The sequence below is a fragment of the Pseudomonas sp. Pmew2 genome (assembly GCF_058129885.1).
In genome coordinates this window covers 4907445-4923386 of the sequence record NZ_CM176702.1, presented here as the reverse complement: position 1 = coordinate 4923386, position 15942 = coordinate 4907445, and the positions used below count along the sequence as shown (strand labels likewise).

Here is a 15942-nt window from a genome sequence, read left to right as displayed (position 1 = left end):
ATGAAACGACTGTCTGCCAGACGCTGGCTGCTATCCACTGTGGTGTTGCTGATGCTGAATCCGGCCTCCGTCTTCGCGTTGGTCTGTACCACTCAAGGGGGCGGTGAAACCGAAATTCACGATGATCTGGGCAGTACGGTGGCGATTCCGGAGTCGATTCCCAACGGGGAAGTGGTGTGGCGTTCCGAGCCTGTGAATGTTCAGGTCGAATGTGCCAAGGACGGCTCGCAGTCTGTCGAGGAAGAGATTTTCATCTACCTGAACCCGGACAATCGTTTGATCGGTCAGGGTATCCGCGCTGGCATGACACTTCAGGGTACCGATCATCTGCAAGGCAGCGGACGGGTCAGTACCGGGAGCTACTTGCCGGCCTGCCATGAAGGCGACAGCAATATCGAAAATTGTCCAAAGGTGCGCTTCAATCTGGCGTTTTCCGTGTTTATTCAGAAGTTCGGCGCAACACCACCCTCTGGCGTGGCAAGTGATCTGCTGGATTACCGGTTTTTTCAACTGGGTGGTGCGACGGACTCAAGCCGGGTGCCGGGGCGCAGCCTCAGTTACGTGATCAACAACCTGCGGGGCCTGCGGTTCGTGGCCTGCGACGCCGACCTGCAAGTGCTCCCCGAAACCGTGGAGTTCGGCGACGTTGCCATACACCAAGTGACCATTGGCAAGGTAATCGCCACGCAGACATTTTCTTTGCTGACCAGTCGTGCGTGCGATTCGCCGTTCAGCATTGATGCGCGTTTCAGGCCGGTGACAGGCAATCTGTCCGGCGAACTGCTCGTTCCCTCCGGCAATGACTCGCTGGGGATTCGTATTGCCAGCGCTGTCAGTGGCCAGCCATTACGTTACAACGAGCCGTTCCATCTGGCAGAACTGCTGGGTGAAACCAACGCTGCCAGTGCTGACTTCAATGCGCAGTTGCTGTGGAATTCCAATACACCGACGCCGGGACCTTTCAATGCCGAGATCATGGTCGATCTGTTCTACAAATGACGGCGACAGGAGGCTCGGGCGGTTACGCGGCGATTGATGTATGCTGCGCGACCGCGGGCATGTGCCCGGCCAATTCGACTTTCTGGTGACACCATGACCACTCCTGAACAACCCCCTGTTCAAGACGCCGCAGCCGACTCCGTCGCAGACACTGAAAAGAAGGCTGTCATTGCGCCTTTCAGCTTTCCGTTCAAGCCTTCGGAGTTTGCTCAGGCCAAAAAGGAACCCGCATGGCATCAGAAAGCCAACAAGCATGGCCATCACAAGACCCCCGGCGGGCACGCGCAGATCGATGGGCAAGCGCTGATCGCGTGAGTAATCCTGTTCAGGCTGCCTGCAAGGGTATGAACAGGTAGGAAACCGGCTCCCGATCCGTAACGTCGGCACCCTCCTGTTGCAGGGTGTCCAGAACCTGCTTTCCCGCCACATGAAATTCCCAGTGCGAGTCATTGGGTTGCATATCATGCGCACGGTTTGCGACCTCCGCGATGGCGGTCGCAAATGCGTTCATGTCTGGCAGATACGCGACGAAGCCGTTGCCCTTGAGGGCGGTGGTGCGTATGCCCAGTTTCTGGCAGATCAACTGTTTGGTCTCTATCTCATCCCGATCGGCCTGACGGGATTGTTCGATCAAGTCCATCAACTGCGTATCAACCAGCCTGTCGCCAATGATCAGGTCGGGGCCCTGCTCCCAGGACTCTGGCGGGCAGCCCTTGGTTTCGGGGCGCAAGGGAATGTGCGGATTGATTTCCATCGGATAGATCCGGCACACCAGCGGCCTGCGCTCGTAAATGCGACACAGGTTTTTCTCGTCAAGATTACGGCAACGCCCAACGTTGTAGGCCGCGAAGGTGATCGCCACAAAGGCTGTGGTGCTGCCGCTGTTCACCTGCGTCGAGCGACGGCTGGCATGGGTCAGTTGGGTCTCGGACACGCCATAGCCATTGCTTAGAAACGCTTCGGTCAAGACAATCACGTTGCCGCCGTCTGCCGCCCATTGCGCGGCTTCGCCGAGCGTGAGAGGCACGTGGTGGTCGGTGCAGCAACCGCCGCAACCCACACAGGAAAACTTGGTGTCCATTGTCTCGATGACCCTTTCAGAGCTGCGCGCCGAGCGACAACAATTGGTCACTCTCCCGGCTGATGCAGCTCGAGAAGCAAGTTGTGCGCCAGTCGCTGGTTGAGTCAACGGGCCCGTCAGGCTTCGGGGATATCGAAACGTTTCAGGTAGGACATCCCTGATTTCTCGTAAAGACGCCGTGCCTTGAGGTTGTTTTCCATGACGTGAAGATCGACCGCTGCTTCGCCACACTTACTCAAATGGGCGAACAGGTGGTTGAGCAGAGCGGAACCGATCCCGCTATGTCGCACATCGGGATGCACGACCAGGTCTTTGATGAATGCGCTGGTCCAGCAGACGATCACGCCCACCACTGTTTCGTCGAGCATGGCCAGAAAGCACCGCGACGTGTCGAATTCAGGGTCTTGTTCGAAGGCAGCTCGCCAGTGCGGATAATCCGGCACACTGCCTGTCGCGCTGGCATGACCCAATTTCAGCAGGCGGTGAACCTCTGGGGCTTGCTCAAGGGTGAAAGGTCGCGGCAGGACGCGCGGTGGCCAGACCGCGGATGGTACTGGCAAGGCGAGAGTCCGACGCATCAGCCAGTAGTGTCCGGCAGATGCATCGGTCAGGTTCGGACGTTGCGTCGGTGCGCGCTCCGGGATCAGAGCCCTTGGGCGACCACCGTACGTGCGGCCTCGATCAGGCATTTGGTCAGCTCGGGTGACGAGAACTTGGTCAGCACAGCGTTGGCACCGGCGATCTGCGACTTCTCGCTGTTCATCGCGCTGTCGAGCGAGGTGTGCAAGAGGATATACAGATCGCTGAAGTCGGGCGTGTCGCGAAGAGTACGGGTGAGCGCGTAGCCATCCATCTCCGACATCTCGATGTCGGAAACCACCACGTTGATCTGCCGATCAGTACCTTGAAGATCCAGCAGAACGTCGATGGCTTCCTTGGCACTGCGCGCCGTGTGGCATTCGATGCCCAGATTGCGCAAGGTGATGATCGACTGCTGCAGGGCAACCTGGCTGTCATCGACGACCAGAATTCGCGCCTTGCTGAGCATTTCGGCATCCTCTTTGGCCAGCTCCGTCGACTGCACGACGATTTGCCCCGGAGCAATACCGTGAATCACTTTTTCGATATCCAGAACCTGTACCAGCACGCCATCGACCTGAGTGACCCCGGTGATGAACGATTTGCTGCTCGACCCATAGGGTGGAGGACGGATATCGGTGGTCAGGCAGTGCACAATCTTGCTCACGGCCTGAACGTGCAGGCCCTGTTTGGAGCGGCTGACGTCGGTAACGATCAGGCAGCCACCGTCGGGATCGGCCAGAGGGCGCTCACCGATTGCACGACTCAGGTCAATGACCGACAGTGATGAGCCGCGCAACGTGGCGATACCTTTGACGTGCGGGTGCGATTCGGGAAGATGGGTCAGGGGAGGGCAGGGAATGATCTCACTGACCTTGAGCAGGTTGATCGCCATCAGCTTGCCGCTGCGCAACGTGAAGAGGAGCAGCGAAAGTGAATCTGCTCGGACGTTCTTGGACATATGAACCTTCTGGCTGTAGGTGTTTCGTCGCCTGGAAGCGGCAAACAACTTTCTATGACAGGTTATCGACCTGCGACGAGCAGGCTTGAGGATTTTTAACGGACGGCTGGCCGCGCCGCTCGCTGGTCCTTGAAAGTTGTTTCAACACGTAACGGCAGCCGGCATGAGCTGCCAGTGCAAGCGTGAATAGTGGCAGTCTGGCTCCGGTCCAGTCAAACCGGGCGAGATGCGGCACACTGTCGCTCTGCGCATTCCGACAGTCAGCGTCGCAGGTTCGTACGCGACTGTGCTTTGACATCAGCATGCCCTGCGGCAAAATACCGCAGCTATATATAGAAGAGGTGGTGCGACATAGTGACGCACCCTCTATATATAGAAGCGTTTTTCATCCAGCCCTTGGCGAAGACCGCCTGGTTGATCGCACAGGCACTACTCAGACCATCCAGCGGGCAAATGTGCCCGTATAGCTGGCGAGCGCTTGAGTTGCAGAATCAGACAGATGATCATCGCGCACGCTTCGGTACGGTCGGGCCGTGCACTCCTGTTTCAGGCTTCGCCCTTACATTGCAGGGCGTTGACCAACCACCTCATCAGTTCAGTAAGGTATGTGAATGAGCGACAACACGTTGTACCTGGGACGCGAAAAGCGCTTTCTGGTTTTGCTGGGGATTATCTGCCTGGCTCTGATCGGCGGTGCCCTGTACATGCAGATCGTGCTGGGCGAGGCGCCTTGCCCGCTATGCATCCTGCAGCGCTACGCACTGCTGTTCATCGCCATTTTTGCGTTCATCGGCGCTGCCATGTCCGGACGTCGCGGCGTTACGGTGTGTGAAACGCTGGTCACCCTCAGCGCATTGGGCGGAATTGCCGCGGCCGGTCGGCATGTATGGATACTTGCCCATCCGTCCGACAGTTGCGGTATCGACGTCCTGCAACCGATCGTTGATGGCCTGCCATTGGCTACACTGTTCCCAACAGGGTTTCAGGTCAGCGGTTTCTGTACGACGCCGTATCCGCCGGTCCTCGGATTATCACTCGCGCAATGGGCGCTGGCAGCGTTTGTCCTGACTGCAGTTCTGGTACCGGCGTGCATCATTCGTAACCGCCGCAAACCTTACTAAATACAGGGGCTTTCGAGAAAAAAGCCCAGTGATTACGGGGCTTTTTTTGGGTGAAATGACGTGTTTGGAGGGTGATTGTTACGAATTGAGAGAATAACTGTTACAAAATTAGGCATAGTCATTAAAAATTTACGTATCTACAATCCCCACCACTTGTCGTCCAGCCTGGCTGAACGATCAGCATTTTGAGGCTTGGAGCGTCCCCTGTGCACTCTGAACAGGCAGCGCAACGCTTGCCTCTGAGGGCGTATGATGGCCGCGTCGAAAGCGTCTGCCCGATATTTTGGGCAGTTCCAGCAACTCAAAAAACAAGAATCCATAGCTAAACCCGGACTTGTCGATATGCCGCTGTGCGTACTGGCAGGCCCTTGTTCAATTCAAAAAAATTAGCCGGCACTGGCAGGGCGAAGTGTTGGCGGTCGAAACCCAACTGCACCGCGCAAGCTGCTTTTAGAGGTCGTGAAATGAGTAAAAAAAGGTACCCCAGGTTTTTTGGCTTCTTGGCCCTTTTCTGTATGCTTTTGCTCAGTGGATGCGATGGCGTACCTCTGCTCGATCCAAAAGGGCAGGTGGGTATCGAGCAGCGGAACCTGATCGTAATCGCTACGTTGCTGATGCTGATTGTCGTGATCCCGGTCATTCTGATGACCCTGATCTTCGCATGGAAGTATCGCGCTTCGAACAAGGCCGCCAAGTACACGCCGGACTGGTCCCACTCCACCAAGATCGAAATCGCAGTCTGGGGCGTACCCATGCTGCTGCTGGTCTTCCTGGGGTACATCACTTACGTCTCTACTCACTCGCTGGACCCTTACCGTCCGCTTGAGTCGGACGTGAAGCCGATCACCATTCAGGCGATCTCGGTCGACTGGAAGTGGGTATTCGTCTATCCGGACTACGGCATCGCCACGGTCAACAAGATCGTGTTCCCGGCCAAGACCCCGATCAATTTCCAGGTTACCTCGGACAGCGTGATGAACTCCTTTTTCATCCCTGGTCTGGGCGGTCAGATCTACGCAATGGCGGGCATGCACACCAAGCTGCACCTGATTGCCAACGAAAATCACGAATTCAACGGTATTTCGGCCAACTACAGTGGCGCGGGCTTTACCGGTATGAAGTTCAAGGCTATCGCCACCAGCCAGGCTGATTTCGACAGCTGGGTCAGCGAAGTCAAGAGCTCACCTAAAAAGCTTGGCACGGCCGAATACGCCGAGTTGATCAAGCCGAGCGAACGCAACCCTGTCGAACTCTTTTCCTCGGTCACCCCGAACCTGTTCCAGATCGTCATCGACAAGTATGAAGGTATGAATCCAGGCAAGAAGGTTGTTGCTGGTGAGAAGGAAGTGGCCGGTGACGCTGGTGCGGAAAAAGGCAAAAATTCAGCTGCTGGGGCAGAGGAGTAAACGATGTTTGGCAAATTAAGTCTGGAAGCGGTGCCGTTCCACGAGCCGATAGTCATGGTGACACTTGCCATGATCGCGCTCGGCGGCATTGCGGTTGTCGGGTTGATCACCTATTTCCGCAAGTGGACGTACTTGTGGTCTGAATGGCTGACCTCTGTCGACCACAAGAAAATCGGCGTGATGTACATCGTCGTTGCCATGGTCATGCTGCTGCGCGGTTTTGCCGACGCCATCATGATGCGTACCCAACTGGCGATGGCCCAGAACGGTTCCGAAGGGTTCCTTCCGCCTGAGCACTATGACCAGATCTTCACCGCTCACGGTGTGATCATGATCATCTTCATGGCGATGCCGTTCTTCACAGGTCTGATGAACATCGTTCTGCCTCTGCAGATCGGCGCTCGCGACGTGGCGTTCCCGTTCCTGAACTCCCTGAGCTTCTGGCTGCTGGTCGCAGGTATGCTGCTGATCAACATCTCCCTGGGTGTCGGTGAATTCGCCAAGACCGGCTGGGTTGCGTATCCACCTCTTTCCGGGTTGCAATACAGTCCTGGCGTAGGGGTTGACTACTACATCTGGGCGCTACAGTTATCCGGGTTAGGTACGACGCTGACGGGGGTCAACTTCCTCGTGACCGTTCTGAAGATGCGTACCCCTGGCATGAAACTGATGGACATGCCGATCTTCACCTGGACCTGCACCTGGGCAAACATCCTGATCGTGGCTTCGTTCCCGATCCTGACCGCTACCCTGGCGTTCCTGACCCTTGACCGCTACCTGGACTTCCACATTTTCACGAACGAAATGGGCGGCAACCCCATGATGTACGTGAACCTGTTCTGGGCGTGGGGTCACCCTGAGGTGTACATCCTGATCCTGCCGGCTTTCGGCGTGTTCTCGGAAGTCATCTCCACGTTCTCCGGCAAGCGTCTGTTCGGCCACAAGTCGATGATCTTCGCCTCCGGTGCGATCTGTATCCTGGGCTTCATGGTCTGGCTGCACCACTTCTTCACGATGGGTGCGGGTGCCAACGTCAACGCCTTCTTCGGCCTGGCGACGATGCTTATCGCGATCCCGACGGGTGTGAAGCTATTCAACTGGCTGTTCACCATGTATCAAGGGCGTCTGCGCTTTACCGCGCCAGTACTCTGGACCCTGGGCTTCATGGTCACCTTCTCGATCGGCGGTATGACCGGCGTTCTGTTGGCGATTCCAGGTGCTGACTTCGTACTGCACAACAGCCTGTTCGTAATCGCTCACTTCCACAACGTCATCATCGGCGGTGCGGTATTCGGTTACATCGCCGGCTTCGCGTTCTGGTTCCCTAAAGCGTTCGGCTTCACCCTGAACGAGAAGTGGGGCAAGGCAGCGTTCTGGTTCTGGATCGTCGGCTTCTTCGTCGCGTTCATGCCGCTTTACGCGCTGGGCTTCCTGGGCATGACCCGTCGTCTGAACGCTACCGACATGCCAGAGTGGAACATCTACCTGGACGTCGCGCTGTTCGGTGCCGTGCTGATCGCCATGGGTATAGCTTCGCAGCTGATCCAGCTGTTCGTGAGTATCCGTGACCGCGACAACAACCGCGATCTGACCGGTGACCCATGGAATGGCCATACCCTGGAGTGGTCCACTTCTTCGCCACCGCCGTTCTACAACTTTGCCGAACTGCCAAAGGCTGACGACATCGACGCGTTCACCGATGCAAAACGTGCCGGCACCGCTTACAAGGTTCCTGCCCGCTACTCGGCGATCCACATGCCTAACAACACTGCAACCGGCCTGTACATGGGTATGTTGCTGACGGTCTTCGGCTTCGCATTCATCTGGCACATCTGGTGGCTGGTAGGCGCAAGCCTGGTGGCGACCATTGCAGTCTTCGTTGCTCACGCTGTCCGTGACGACCAGGGTTATATGGTGCCGGCTGAAGATGTAGCGCGTATTGAAGGTGAGCATCACAAGGTCCTGGCGGCCAACGGTGCATACACTCCTGTCAAGTCCTCGCTGGAACAGGTTTAAACAATGTCAAATATTGCAATCAACTCCGGAGCCCACGATCACGGTCACGACCATGATCATGGGCATGACGATCACCACGACAGCGGTGGCATGACGGTCTACGGCTTCTGGCTGTACCTGATGACTGACTGCGTGTTGTTCGCCTCGTTCTTCGCGGTGTACGCCGTGATGGTCAACAGTGTCGCGGGTGGCCCGTCGGGCCAGGACATCTTCCTGCTGCCATTCGTGGCTGTGGAAACCGCGTTCCTGCTGGTCAGTAGTATCACCTACGGCTTCGCCATGCTGGCGTTGTACAAGGGCAAGAAAAGCCAGGTTCTTGGCTGGCTGGCCCTGACCTTCCTGTGTGGTGCTGCGTTTATCGGTATGGAAATCTATGAATTCCATCACCTGATCCACGAAGGCTACGGTCCGAGCCGCAGCGGCTTCCTGTCAGCGTTCTTCGCGCTGGTAGGCCTGCACGGCGCACACGTGACCAGCGGTCTGATCTGGATGGCGATCATGATGTTCCAGGTCCAGAAAAAGGGCCTGACCAACACCAACAAGACTCGCCTGAGCTGCCTCAGCCTGTTCTGGCACTTCCTGGACGTTGTCTGGATCGGCGTGTTCACCGTTGTCTATCTGATGGGAGCTTTGTAATGTCAAATTCGCATCACTCCGCTGAAGACAATAGTCACGGCTCAGTGAAGTCGTACATCATCGGTTTCGTACTGTCGATCATCCTGACCGCCATTCCGTTTGCCCTGGTGATGTCGCCGTCGCTGCCGAAGGACATGACGATTGCAATCGTTCTGGTCTTCGCGATCATCCAGATCCTGGTGCACCTGCATTACTTCCTGCACCTGGATTTCACGAGCGTGCAGCGCAACAACGTGATGGCCTTCGCCTTTACCACGATGGTTATCGTCCTGCTGGTTGGCCTGTCGCTGTGGATCATTTTCAGCGTCCACCGCGAAATGATGGCGCATTGAGGAATACCAGATGTCACTGAAGCACTTTATCCAAATCACCAAGCCGGGGATCATTTTCGGTAACGTGCTTTCGGTGGCAGGTGGCTTTTTTCTGGCTTCCAAGGGAAATATCGACTTCGGCGTCTTCCTCGCTGCAGTAATCGGTACTTCCCTGGTCGTTGCGTCTGGTTGCGTGTTCAATAACTGCATCGATCGCGATATCGATCAGCGTATGGAAAGGACCCGTAACCGGGTCCTGGTGCAGGGCCTGGTTTCATTGAAACTGGCGCTGCTCTACGCAACCATACTCGGCGTTGCGGGCGTTGCCCTGCTGTACACCGAGGCCAACCCGTTGGCTGCCTTGTTTGCGGTCATTGGGTTTGTGATCTATGTCGGCCTTTACAGCCTGTACCTGAAACGCAGATCGGTTCACGGCACGCTTGTGGGCAGTCTCTCGGGGGCCATGCCTCCAGTGATCGGCTACTGCGCAGTGACCAACAGCTTCGACTTTGCGGCCCTGACGCTACTGGTGATGTTCAGCCTGTGGCAGATGCCGCATTCATATGCGATCGCCATCTTCCGTTTCAATGACTATCGTGCGGCGAAAATTCCGGTACTGCCGGTCAAGCGCGGCATTCTGGTCACCAAGCGCCACATCATGCTCTACATTCTGGCGTTCCTCGTGGCGACCCTGATGTTGACCGTAGGTGGTTATGCGGGCCTCAACTACCTGGCTGTTGCAGCAGGCATGGGGATGTACTGGTTGTACATGGCCTGGAAGGGTTACAAAGCCGTTGACGATACTGTCTGGGCTCGCAAGCTGTTCGTGTTTTCTATCTTCACCATCACTGCCTTGAGCGTGATGATGTCGGTGGACTTTCAGGTGACAAAAGAATTGTTGGTGACCTACGCCTTCTGATTTTCACCTGATGCACAAACCGAAACCCCGTTCTGCGAAGAACGGGGTTTTTTTTCGGATACAATCTACACTTGATGAATGTTCGGCGGTGGCAGCATTTTTTGCGGTCGGATATGCCTCGTTATAGGGCGTTTGTGACCTTCCATAGAAAAAACGGGCTGTTTACCGCATTTCGAACGCCTGTTATGGATAACCCGTTTCCCGAGCCCGTCAGGGCCGATAATGATTATGGCTATTACCCCATGATGCCCTCAGAAAGTCAGAGCCTCACGCCTCAACCCCTGGTCTCGATCGTCGCCCCTTGCTATAACGCCGAGCGCTTCCTTGAAGCTGCCCTTCAGAGCATCTTTGCTCAGGACTACGGTAATTTTGAAGTCATCATCGTTGACGATGGTTCGACCGACAACAGCATCGCGATGCTTGAGTCATTGCAGGCGCGTTACCCGTTCCAGCTCTATCGCCAAGCCAACCAGGGGGTCAGTGCCGCTCTCAATCATGGCCTGCGACATGCGAAAGGCGTCTATCTGTCCACACCGGACCTCGATGACATCATGCTCCCGTTTTCGCTGCGTATCCGTGCGCAGTATCTCGACGAGTACCCCGAAGTCGGCTGCGTAGGCGCACTGATCAGCTACATGGACTGCGACGGCAACACGATCAAATGCCAATCGCGCGACTATATCGAACGGCTGACATTCGACGACGTGTTGCGCGGTGCGGTCGTTGTCGGGGCGCCGGTGGCCCTGTATCGGATGCAGGCCATGCGCGACGCGAACGGCTACGATCCGGAGATAAAGGTTCAGGATTTCCAGGCCACGCTGAGAATTGCCCGCCTGGGCTATGAAATGCATGTGATCCCCGAAGTCGTGACACGCTATCGACGTCACCCCAACAACCTTTCACGCAAGTACAAGGTGCTGCTTGAGGCTGATCTCAAAAGTATCGAGCCCTACCGTGAGCATCCCGAATATCAGAGTGGCCGCACTCAAGTCGTCAACAAGGCATTGAAATACGCCGCTGTCGCGGATAAGCGATACGCCTGGAAACTACTGCTCTCTATCCCGTTTAAATATGCCGATCGTACAACCTGGCGGCGTTGCAAGCGTTTAATTTTCAGCTACCGGTAGCGCGGTGAGGCTGTTTGAAATGGAATTTATTCAAGGTAACCATGAAAATCATCGAGCTTCTGAAGGCAAGGAAAGTGCGCAGGCAACTGCGCAAAATGGACAAGCTGGAACGGCATGCCGAAAAAATCAGGTTGAAGTATCCGCGTGCGGTGGTAGGGGTGGGTACTTACGGGGTGCCGGAGATTGTCGATTTTGGTGATGACGCAATACTGAGGGTAGGTGCTTACACCTCGATTGCCGAGGGGGTGAAGATCCTGCTGGGCGGCGAACACCGCACCGACTGGATCACGACTTATCCGTTTCCGGCGATGGCCGAGCAAGTGGCGGATATCAAGGATTACGCTCCCAGCAAAGGCGATGTCGTGATTGGCAGTGACTGCTGGATATGCGCCAACGCTGTCATTGTTTCGGGCGTTAACATCGGCCACGGTGCAATCGTTGCCGCTGGTGCGATGGGTGTCAGGGATGTGGCCCCCTATTCGGTTGTGGGGGGCAACCCCTGCAAGTTCATCCGCTGGCGTTTTGAAGAGGATGTTCGCGACCTGTTGTTACAAACTGCCTGGTGGGACTGGCCGATGGAGGAGGTCAAGGCCGTAGCGCGAACGTTGTGCAGTTCTGACATGGATGCCTTTCTCGGCTACGTTCGCCAGCGTCAGGCATCGGCAACGCAGTCGGCCATTGGTTAGGACTCAGTTGATGACTGGGTGTGGACGTGCGTCAGAAATGCCATGTCGGTTTGCATTTATTTCGAGCCTCAGGGCCTGAATGATCTGGCAGAATAAGGCATTGGCCTGACTCGTCCAGGCAGTCGCTAAAATGATAGAGGGCGTTATGAGTCAAGAAAGCATCAACTGGGACACTCTGGGTTTCGATTACATCAAGACTGACAAGCGCTACCTTTCTCATTGGCGCGACGGCGCCTGGGATCAGGGGTCGCTGACCGAGGACAACACGCTGCATATCAGCGAGGGTTCGACCGCGCTGCATTATGGTCAGCAGTGCTTCGAAGGTCTCAAGGCCTATCGCTGCAAGGATGGCTCGATCAATCTTTTCCGTCCCGATCAGAACGCGCAGCGCATGCAGCGCAGTTGTTCTCGTCTGTTGATGCCTCATGTACCGACTGATGTGTTCATCGAGGCCTGCAAACAGGTCGTCAAGGCCAACGAACGTTTCATCCCGCCATATGGTTCAGGCGGCGCGTTGTATCTGCGCCCGTTCGTGATTGGTGTGGGTGACAACATCGGCGTGCGTACGGCCCCGGAGTTCATCTTTTCGATCTTCTGCATCCCGGTGGGCGCCTATTTCAAGGGCGGCCTGAAGCCAAACAATTTCGTGATTTCCGGGTATGACCGCGCTGCGCCCAATGGCACCGGGGCTGCCAAGGTTGGTGGCAACTATGCCGCCAGCCTGATGCCCGGCTCTGAAGCCAAGAAACACAGTTTTGCCGATTGCATCTATCTCGACCCGCAGACCCATTCCAAGATCGAGGAAGTGGGTTCGGCAAACTTCTTTGCCATCACCAATGATGATGTGTTCCTGACGCCGAAATCACCGTCGGTGCTGCCGGGCATCACCCGCCTGTCGTTGATCGAACTGGCAAAATCCCGTCTTGGCCTGACGGTCGAGGAGGGCGATGTATTCATCGACCAGCTCGACACCTTCAAGGAAGCGGGCGCTTGCGGTACGGCTGCGGTGATCACTCCGATTGGCGGGATTTCCTACAAGGACAAGCTGCATGTGTTCTACAGCCAGACCGAAGTCGGTCCGGTCACTCAGCGTCTGTACAAGGAATTGACCGGCGTGCAATCCGGTGACATCGAGGCGCCAGCCGGCTGGATCGTCAAAGCCTGATAGCTTGACCTGTATCGTTCCAGCGCCATGCGCTGGGACGATCACTGGATGCATGCTCAAGGTGCAGCGGCTTTCCCTTCCTCGACCAGGTCTTTCGCTGGGCCCAACACAATCGCCAGATGCCGCAAGTCATCGACTTCCAGGCCATAACTCTTGCCCGATGGACTTTGCGTGACCGTTCCCAGTGCATATACCGTGAAGAACTTCACGTCATCCGCGTGGCTTAACAACTCACTGATATAGCGGCTTGAACGGTAGGCCTGCATTTGCGCGGGCGATACGTAAAGCGTTACCAGTTTGCCGTCGATACGGTCAAAAAACCTGAACTTGAACCCCAGCCCGTAACGTTGCTCAATCAACCCTCCACCAAATAGCACACGGCCGTTGTAACCCGTTTGCGCGTACTTGATATGGCGGAAATACCCGCGTAGCGACACTTCGCCCTGACCGGGAATTCTCAGTTTCAACAGCTTGAAATCGTCCAGTGACAACTCGGCCTTGGCCTGTCGATAGCTGTCTACCAGGCGCTCCAGGTTGTTGGTGCGGGTTTCGCTGTAGCGGGCGGCCTTGGGTGATGCGGGTTCGGTCAAAGGCTGGCTGACGATGGGCTGCAGATTGCCTGCACCGGCTTTTTCTTCCCCGGACTTCTCTTTGACCGGTGCTTTGAGCGTCGGGTCGAATATGTCGATGTAGTCATCCAGCTTGCGCTTGGCCTGGCGCACACGCGTCTGAGCATCTGTTTCTTCGACACGAACGTCCGGCTTTTCGTCTGCGCTCTCATCCACCCACTCACACTCCGGATGGTGATCGTAGTGCGGGTTGGCGCGGAAGTGCGCAGCAACGAAGGTTGGGTTGTCCTGTGGTTTCACGTCATAGCGAACCCCGGTCACCTTTGCCCCCATTGCCCTGCAAGCCTCATTCGAGCAGAGAAACTCGAAGCGTTTGCGTGGCGGCTCCTGAGAGAAGTATTCGCGTCGGGCAGCCGCGATTGACAGCTCTTGCTGCAACTCGACACAGAATGCGCGTGTGATAGGTTTGCCGGGCTTCATGCGTGTAGTCCTTGTTCGTCCAGAACACCACGCTATTTCAGGCGCAACGGGCTTGCAACAGAATATGTACGCAGACGCGGATATAGGACGGCTAGGTCCGGAATTTGCGCACTCTGCGCGCTGTAGCAGCGCACAGAGTGTGCCTCGCATCAGGACAGACGGAAGCGCCCGACGATATTGTTCAGGTCCAGAGCCAGCGTCGACAATTCACGGCTCGCGCTGCTGGTCTGCTGTGCACCTGATGAAGATTGCGCAGACAGGTCACGAATGTTCACCAGATTGCGGTCCACTTCCCGCGCAACGTGTGCCTGTTGTTGTGCGGCGCTGGCGATGACCAGATTGAGGTCGTTGATTTCACTGACTGCTGTACTGATGACGCTCAGAGAATCATTGGCACCCTCGGCGATACTGAGCGTGTCGCTGGCCAGTTCCGTGTTGCTGCGCATGGAGCTCACCGCCCGATCAGTGCCGTTCTGAATATTGCTGACCAGGCGCTCGATTTCGCTGGTTGATTGCTGAGTGCGGTGCGCCAAGGCACGCACTTCATCCGCCACCACAGCAAATCCGCGTCCGGCTTCACCCGCTCGCGCTGCCTCAATAGCAGCGTTGAGGGCCAGCAGGTTGGTTTGCTCGGCGAGACCACGGATCACATCCAGAACCTTGCCGATGTCGCGCGACTGATCAGCCAGCTCGCCAATTAGCACGGCTGTTTTCTGTACGTCGGTGCTCATGGTATTGATTGCGCTGACGGTCTTCTTAACCAGCCCCAGACCTGCTTGTGCTGCGCTGGTCGCGTTGCTTGAAGAGCGTGCGGTGTGTTCGGCATTACGCGCCACTTCTTCTACCGCACTGGTCATTTCATTGACGGCAGTCGCGGCCTGGTCAATCTCGTTGTTCTGTCGCTGGATGCCCTGAACCCCGTCTTCAGTGATGGCGGTCATCTCTTCAGCAGCGGCAGCCAGCTGGGTCGCTGAGTTTGAAATCTGTTGCAGGGTGTCCCGCAGTTGAGTCTGCATGGCAACCACGGCAGCGGCGACGCTGGTGTTGTCATTGGCATTGACCTTGATAGTACTGCTCAGATCGCCTCTGGCGATGGTGCGGGTAATGGTGGCCACCGTATCCGGTTCGCCACCTATGGCTGCCAGAATGCTGCGTATGGTCAGTAGTGTCACCACGACACCCAGCACCGCAATCAAAAGTGTGGCGGTGATGGACAGGTTGTTGGTCCGGGTAGCACTTGCTTCCTGAGCATCAAAGCGCTCGCCTGCCTTCTGTTTGCCTTGCTCGCGCAGGGTTTGCAGGGTTTTGAAGACCTGCTCGGCGAAGGGTTTGACCTCGGTGCGATTGATGTTGGTGGCGGCGGCGATATCACCCGTCTGGATAACGCTCGTCTGGTGCCGCATACCATCACGCAACTTAGTGTAGTCGCGCTGCAACTGCTGGGTCAGCGTGACATCCAGCGTTTCAGCGGTGTTCTTGCCGAGCAGAACGGTCAGCTCATCAAGCTTGGCAAAAGCGGCCTCGTTCTCGTTTTTCCAGCCCGCAGTCTGCTCCGGATTGCCGATGGCGATCATGCGCAGGATATTGATGTCCACACGGGTCAGTGCACCGTCGATATTGTTCACGGCCTCGGTGGCCAGAAAATCCCGGTTGTACAAAGCGTCGACATTCTCAGTGGATGTCTTGAGTGTATGGATCATGAAAAACGACAAAGCGATAAACGCAACGATGATGGCGAAGGTCGAGGCCATCAATCGTTGTTTTATATTGAAACCGCCATGAGGCGCTTGAGTTCGGGACATGAAAGTTCCTCTTTAGGGTTTGTTCGCCTGCTGAATCGGGACCTTGCGAATGCATCGCTGGCCATCAACTATCGGCGTCTCGAA

General features: G+C 56.3%; 15 protein-coding genes and 1 pseudogene. 11 read left to right on the top strand and 5 right to left on the bottom strand.

Annotated elements, in window-relative coordinates:
- Both AC4ANK_RS22825 and AC4ANK_RS22820 read left to right on the top strand, forming a co-directional pair.
- On the top strand, positions 1-999 hold the full coding sequence (locus AC4ANK_RS22825; protein ID WP_002552337.1) for a fimbrial protein: 999 nt from the start codon (positions 1-3) through the stop codon (positions 997-999).
- Positions 1000-1092: 93 nt separating this feature from the next.
- A pseudogene (locus AC4ANK_RS22820) lies at positions 1093-1306 on the top strand (hypothetical protein).
- Positions 1307-1324: 18 nt separating this feature from the next.
- On the opposite strand, the gene AC4ANK_RS22815 reads toward AC4ANK_RS22820, so the two are convergent.
- The 3 genes from AC4ANK_RS22815 to AC4ANK_RS22805 form a co-directional block, all read right to left on the bottom strand.
- Positions 1325-2080, bottom strand: coding sequence for a YkgJ family cysteine cluster protein (locus tag AC4ANK_RS22815; RefSeq protein ID WP_002552339.1), 756 nt, complete (start codon positions 2078-2080; stop codon positions 1325-1327).
- 116 nt (positions 2081-2196) lie between these two features.
- Entirely contained in the window at positions 2197-2658 is a 462-nt protein-coding gene (locus AC4ANK_RS22810; RefSeq protein ID WP_031595610.1) for a GNAT family N-acetyltransferase, read from the bottom strand.
- Between the two features lie 65 nt (positions 2659-2723).
- Positions 2724-3620, bottom strand: a complete 897-nt coding sequence (locus AC4ANK_RS22805) for a chemotaxis protein (protein WP_031595611.1) — start codon at positions 3618-3620, stop codon at positions 2724-2726.
- 611 nt (positions 3621-4231) lie between these two features.
- On the opposite strand from AC4ANK_RS22805, the gene AC4ANK_RS22800 reads away from it, so the two are divergent.
- The 9 genes from AC4ANK_RS22800 to AC4ANK_RS22760 all read left to right on the top strand — a co-directional run bounded on the left by AC4ANK_RS22800 (position 4232) and on the right by AC4ANK_RS22760 (position 13007).
- On the top strand, positions 4232-4741 hold the full coding sequence (locus AC4ANK_RS22800) for a disulfide bond formation protein B (protein WP_002552341.1): 510 nt from the start codon (positions 4232-4234) through the stop codon (positions 4739-4741).
- A 464-nt stretch (positions 4742-5205) separates the two neighbouring features.
- Entirely contained in the window at positions 5206-6147 is a 942-nt protein-coding gene (cyoA, locus tag AC4ANK_RS22795; protein ID WP_004656081.1) for a ubiquinol oxidase subunit II, read from the top strand.
- A 3-nt stretch (positions 6148-6150) separates the two neighbouring features.
- Complete coding sequence (cyoB, locus tag AC4ANK_RS22790) at positions 6151-8163, top strand: cytochrome o ubiquinol oxidase subunit I (RefSeq protein ID WP_004656083.1); 2013 nt, start codon at positions 6151-6153, stop codon at positions 8161-8163.
- A gap of 3 nt (positions 8164-8166) precedes the next feature.
- The gene (locus AC4ANK_RS22785; protein WP_002552344.1) at positions 8167-8799 is read left to right on the top strand and encodes a cytochrome o ubiquinol oxidase subunit III; all 633 of its coding nucleotides are present in this window, start codon (positions 8167-8169) and stop codon (positions 8797-8799) included.
- Positions 8799-9131, top strand: coding sequence for a cytochrome o ubiquinol oxidase subunit IV (gene cyoD / locus AC4ANK_RS22780; protein ID WP_002552345.1), 333 nt, complete (start codon positions 8799-8801; stop codon positions 9129-9131). Before AC4ANK_RS22785 ends, cyoD begins: the two co-directional genes overlap by 1 nt.
- 10 nt (positions 9132-9141) lie before the next feature.
- A complete protein-coding gene (gene cyoE, locus AC4ANK_RS22775; protein WP_002552346.1) occupies positions 9142-10029 on the top strand; it encodes a heme o synthase in 888 nt (295 codons plus the stop codon).
- Between the two features lie 242 nt (positions 10030-10271).
- Positions 10272-11156: a glycosyltransferase family 2 protein gene (locus AC4ANK_RS22770; protein ID WP_031595613.1), complete on the top strand. Its 885-nt coding sequence runs from the start codon at positions 10272-10274 to the stop codon at positions 11154-11156.
- 41 nt (positions 11157-11197) lie between these two features.
- Positions 11198-11842, top strand: coding sequence for a CatB-related O-acetyltransferase (locus AC4ANK_RS22765; RefSeq protein ID WP_002552348.1), 645 nt, complete (start codon positions 11198-11200; stop codon positions 11840-11842).
- 145 nt (positions 11843-11987) lie between these two features.
- Positions 11988-13007, top strand: coding sequence for a branched-chain amino acid aminotransferase (locus AC4ANK_RS22760; RefSeq protein WP_002552349.1), 1020 nt, complete (start codon positions 11988-11990; stop codon positions 13005-13007).
- A 56-nt stretch (positions 13008-13063) separates the two neighbouring features.
- On the opposite strand, the gene AC4ANK_RS22755 is transcribed toward AC4ANK_RS22760, so the two are convergent.
- Positions 13064-14056, bottom strand: a complete 993-nt coding sequence (locus AC4ANK_RS22755) for a hypothetical protein (RefSeq protein WP_002552350.1) — start codon at positions 14054-14056, stop codon at positions 13064-13066.
- A gap of 149 nt (positions 14057-14205) precedes the next feature.
- A complete protein-coding gene (locus AC4ANK_RS22750) occupies positions 14206-15858 on the bottom strand; it encodes a methyl-accepting chemotaxis protein (protein ID WP_002552351.1) in 1653 nt (550 codons plus the stop codon).
- Between the last annotated feature and the right edge of the window lie 84 nt (positions 15859-15942).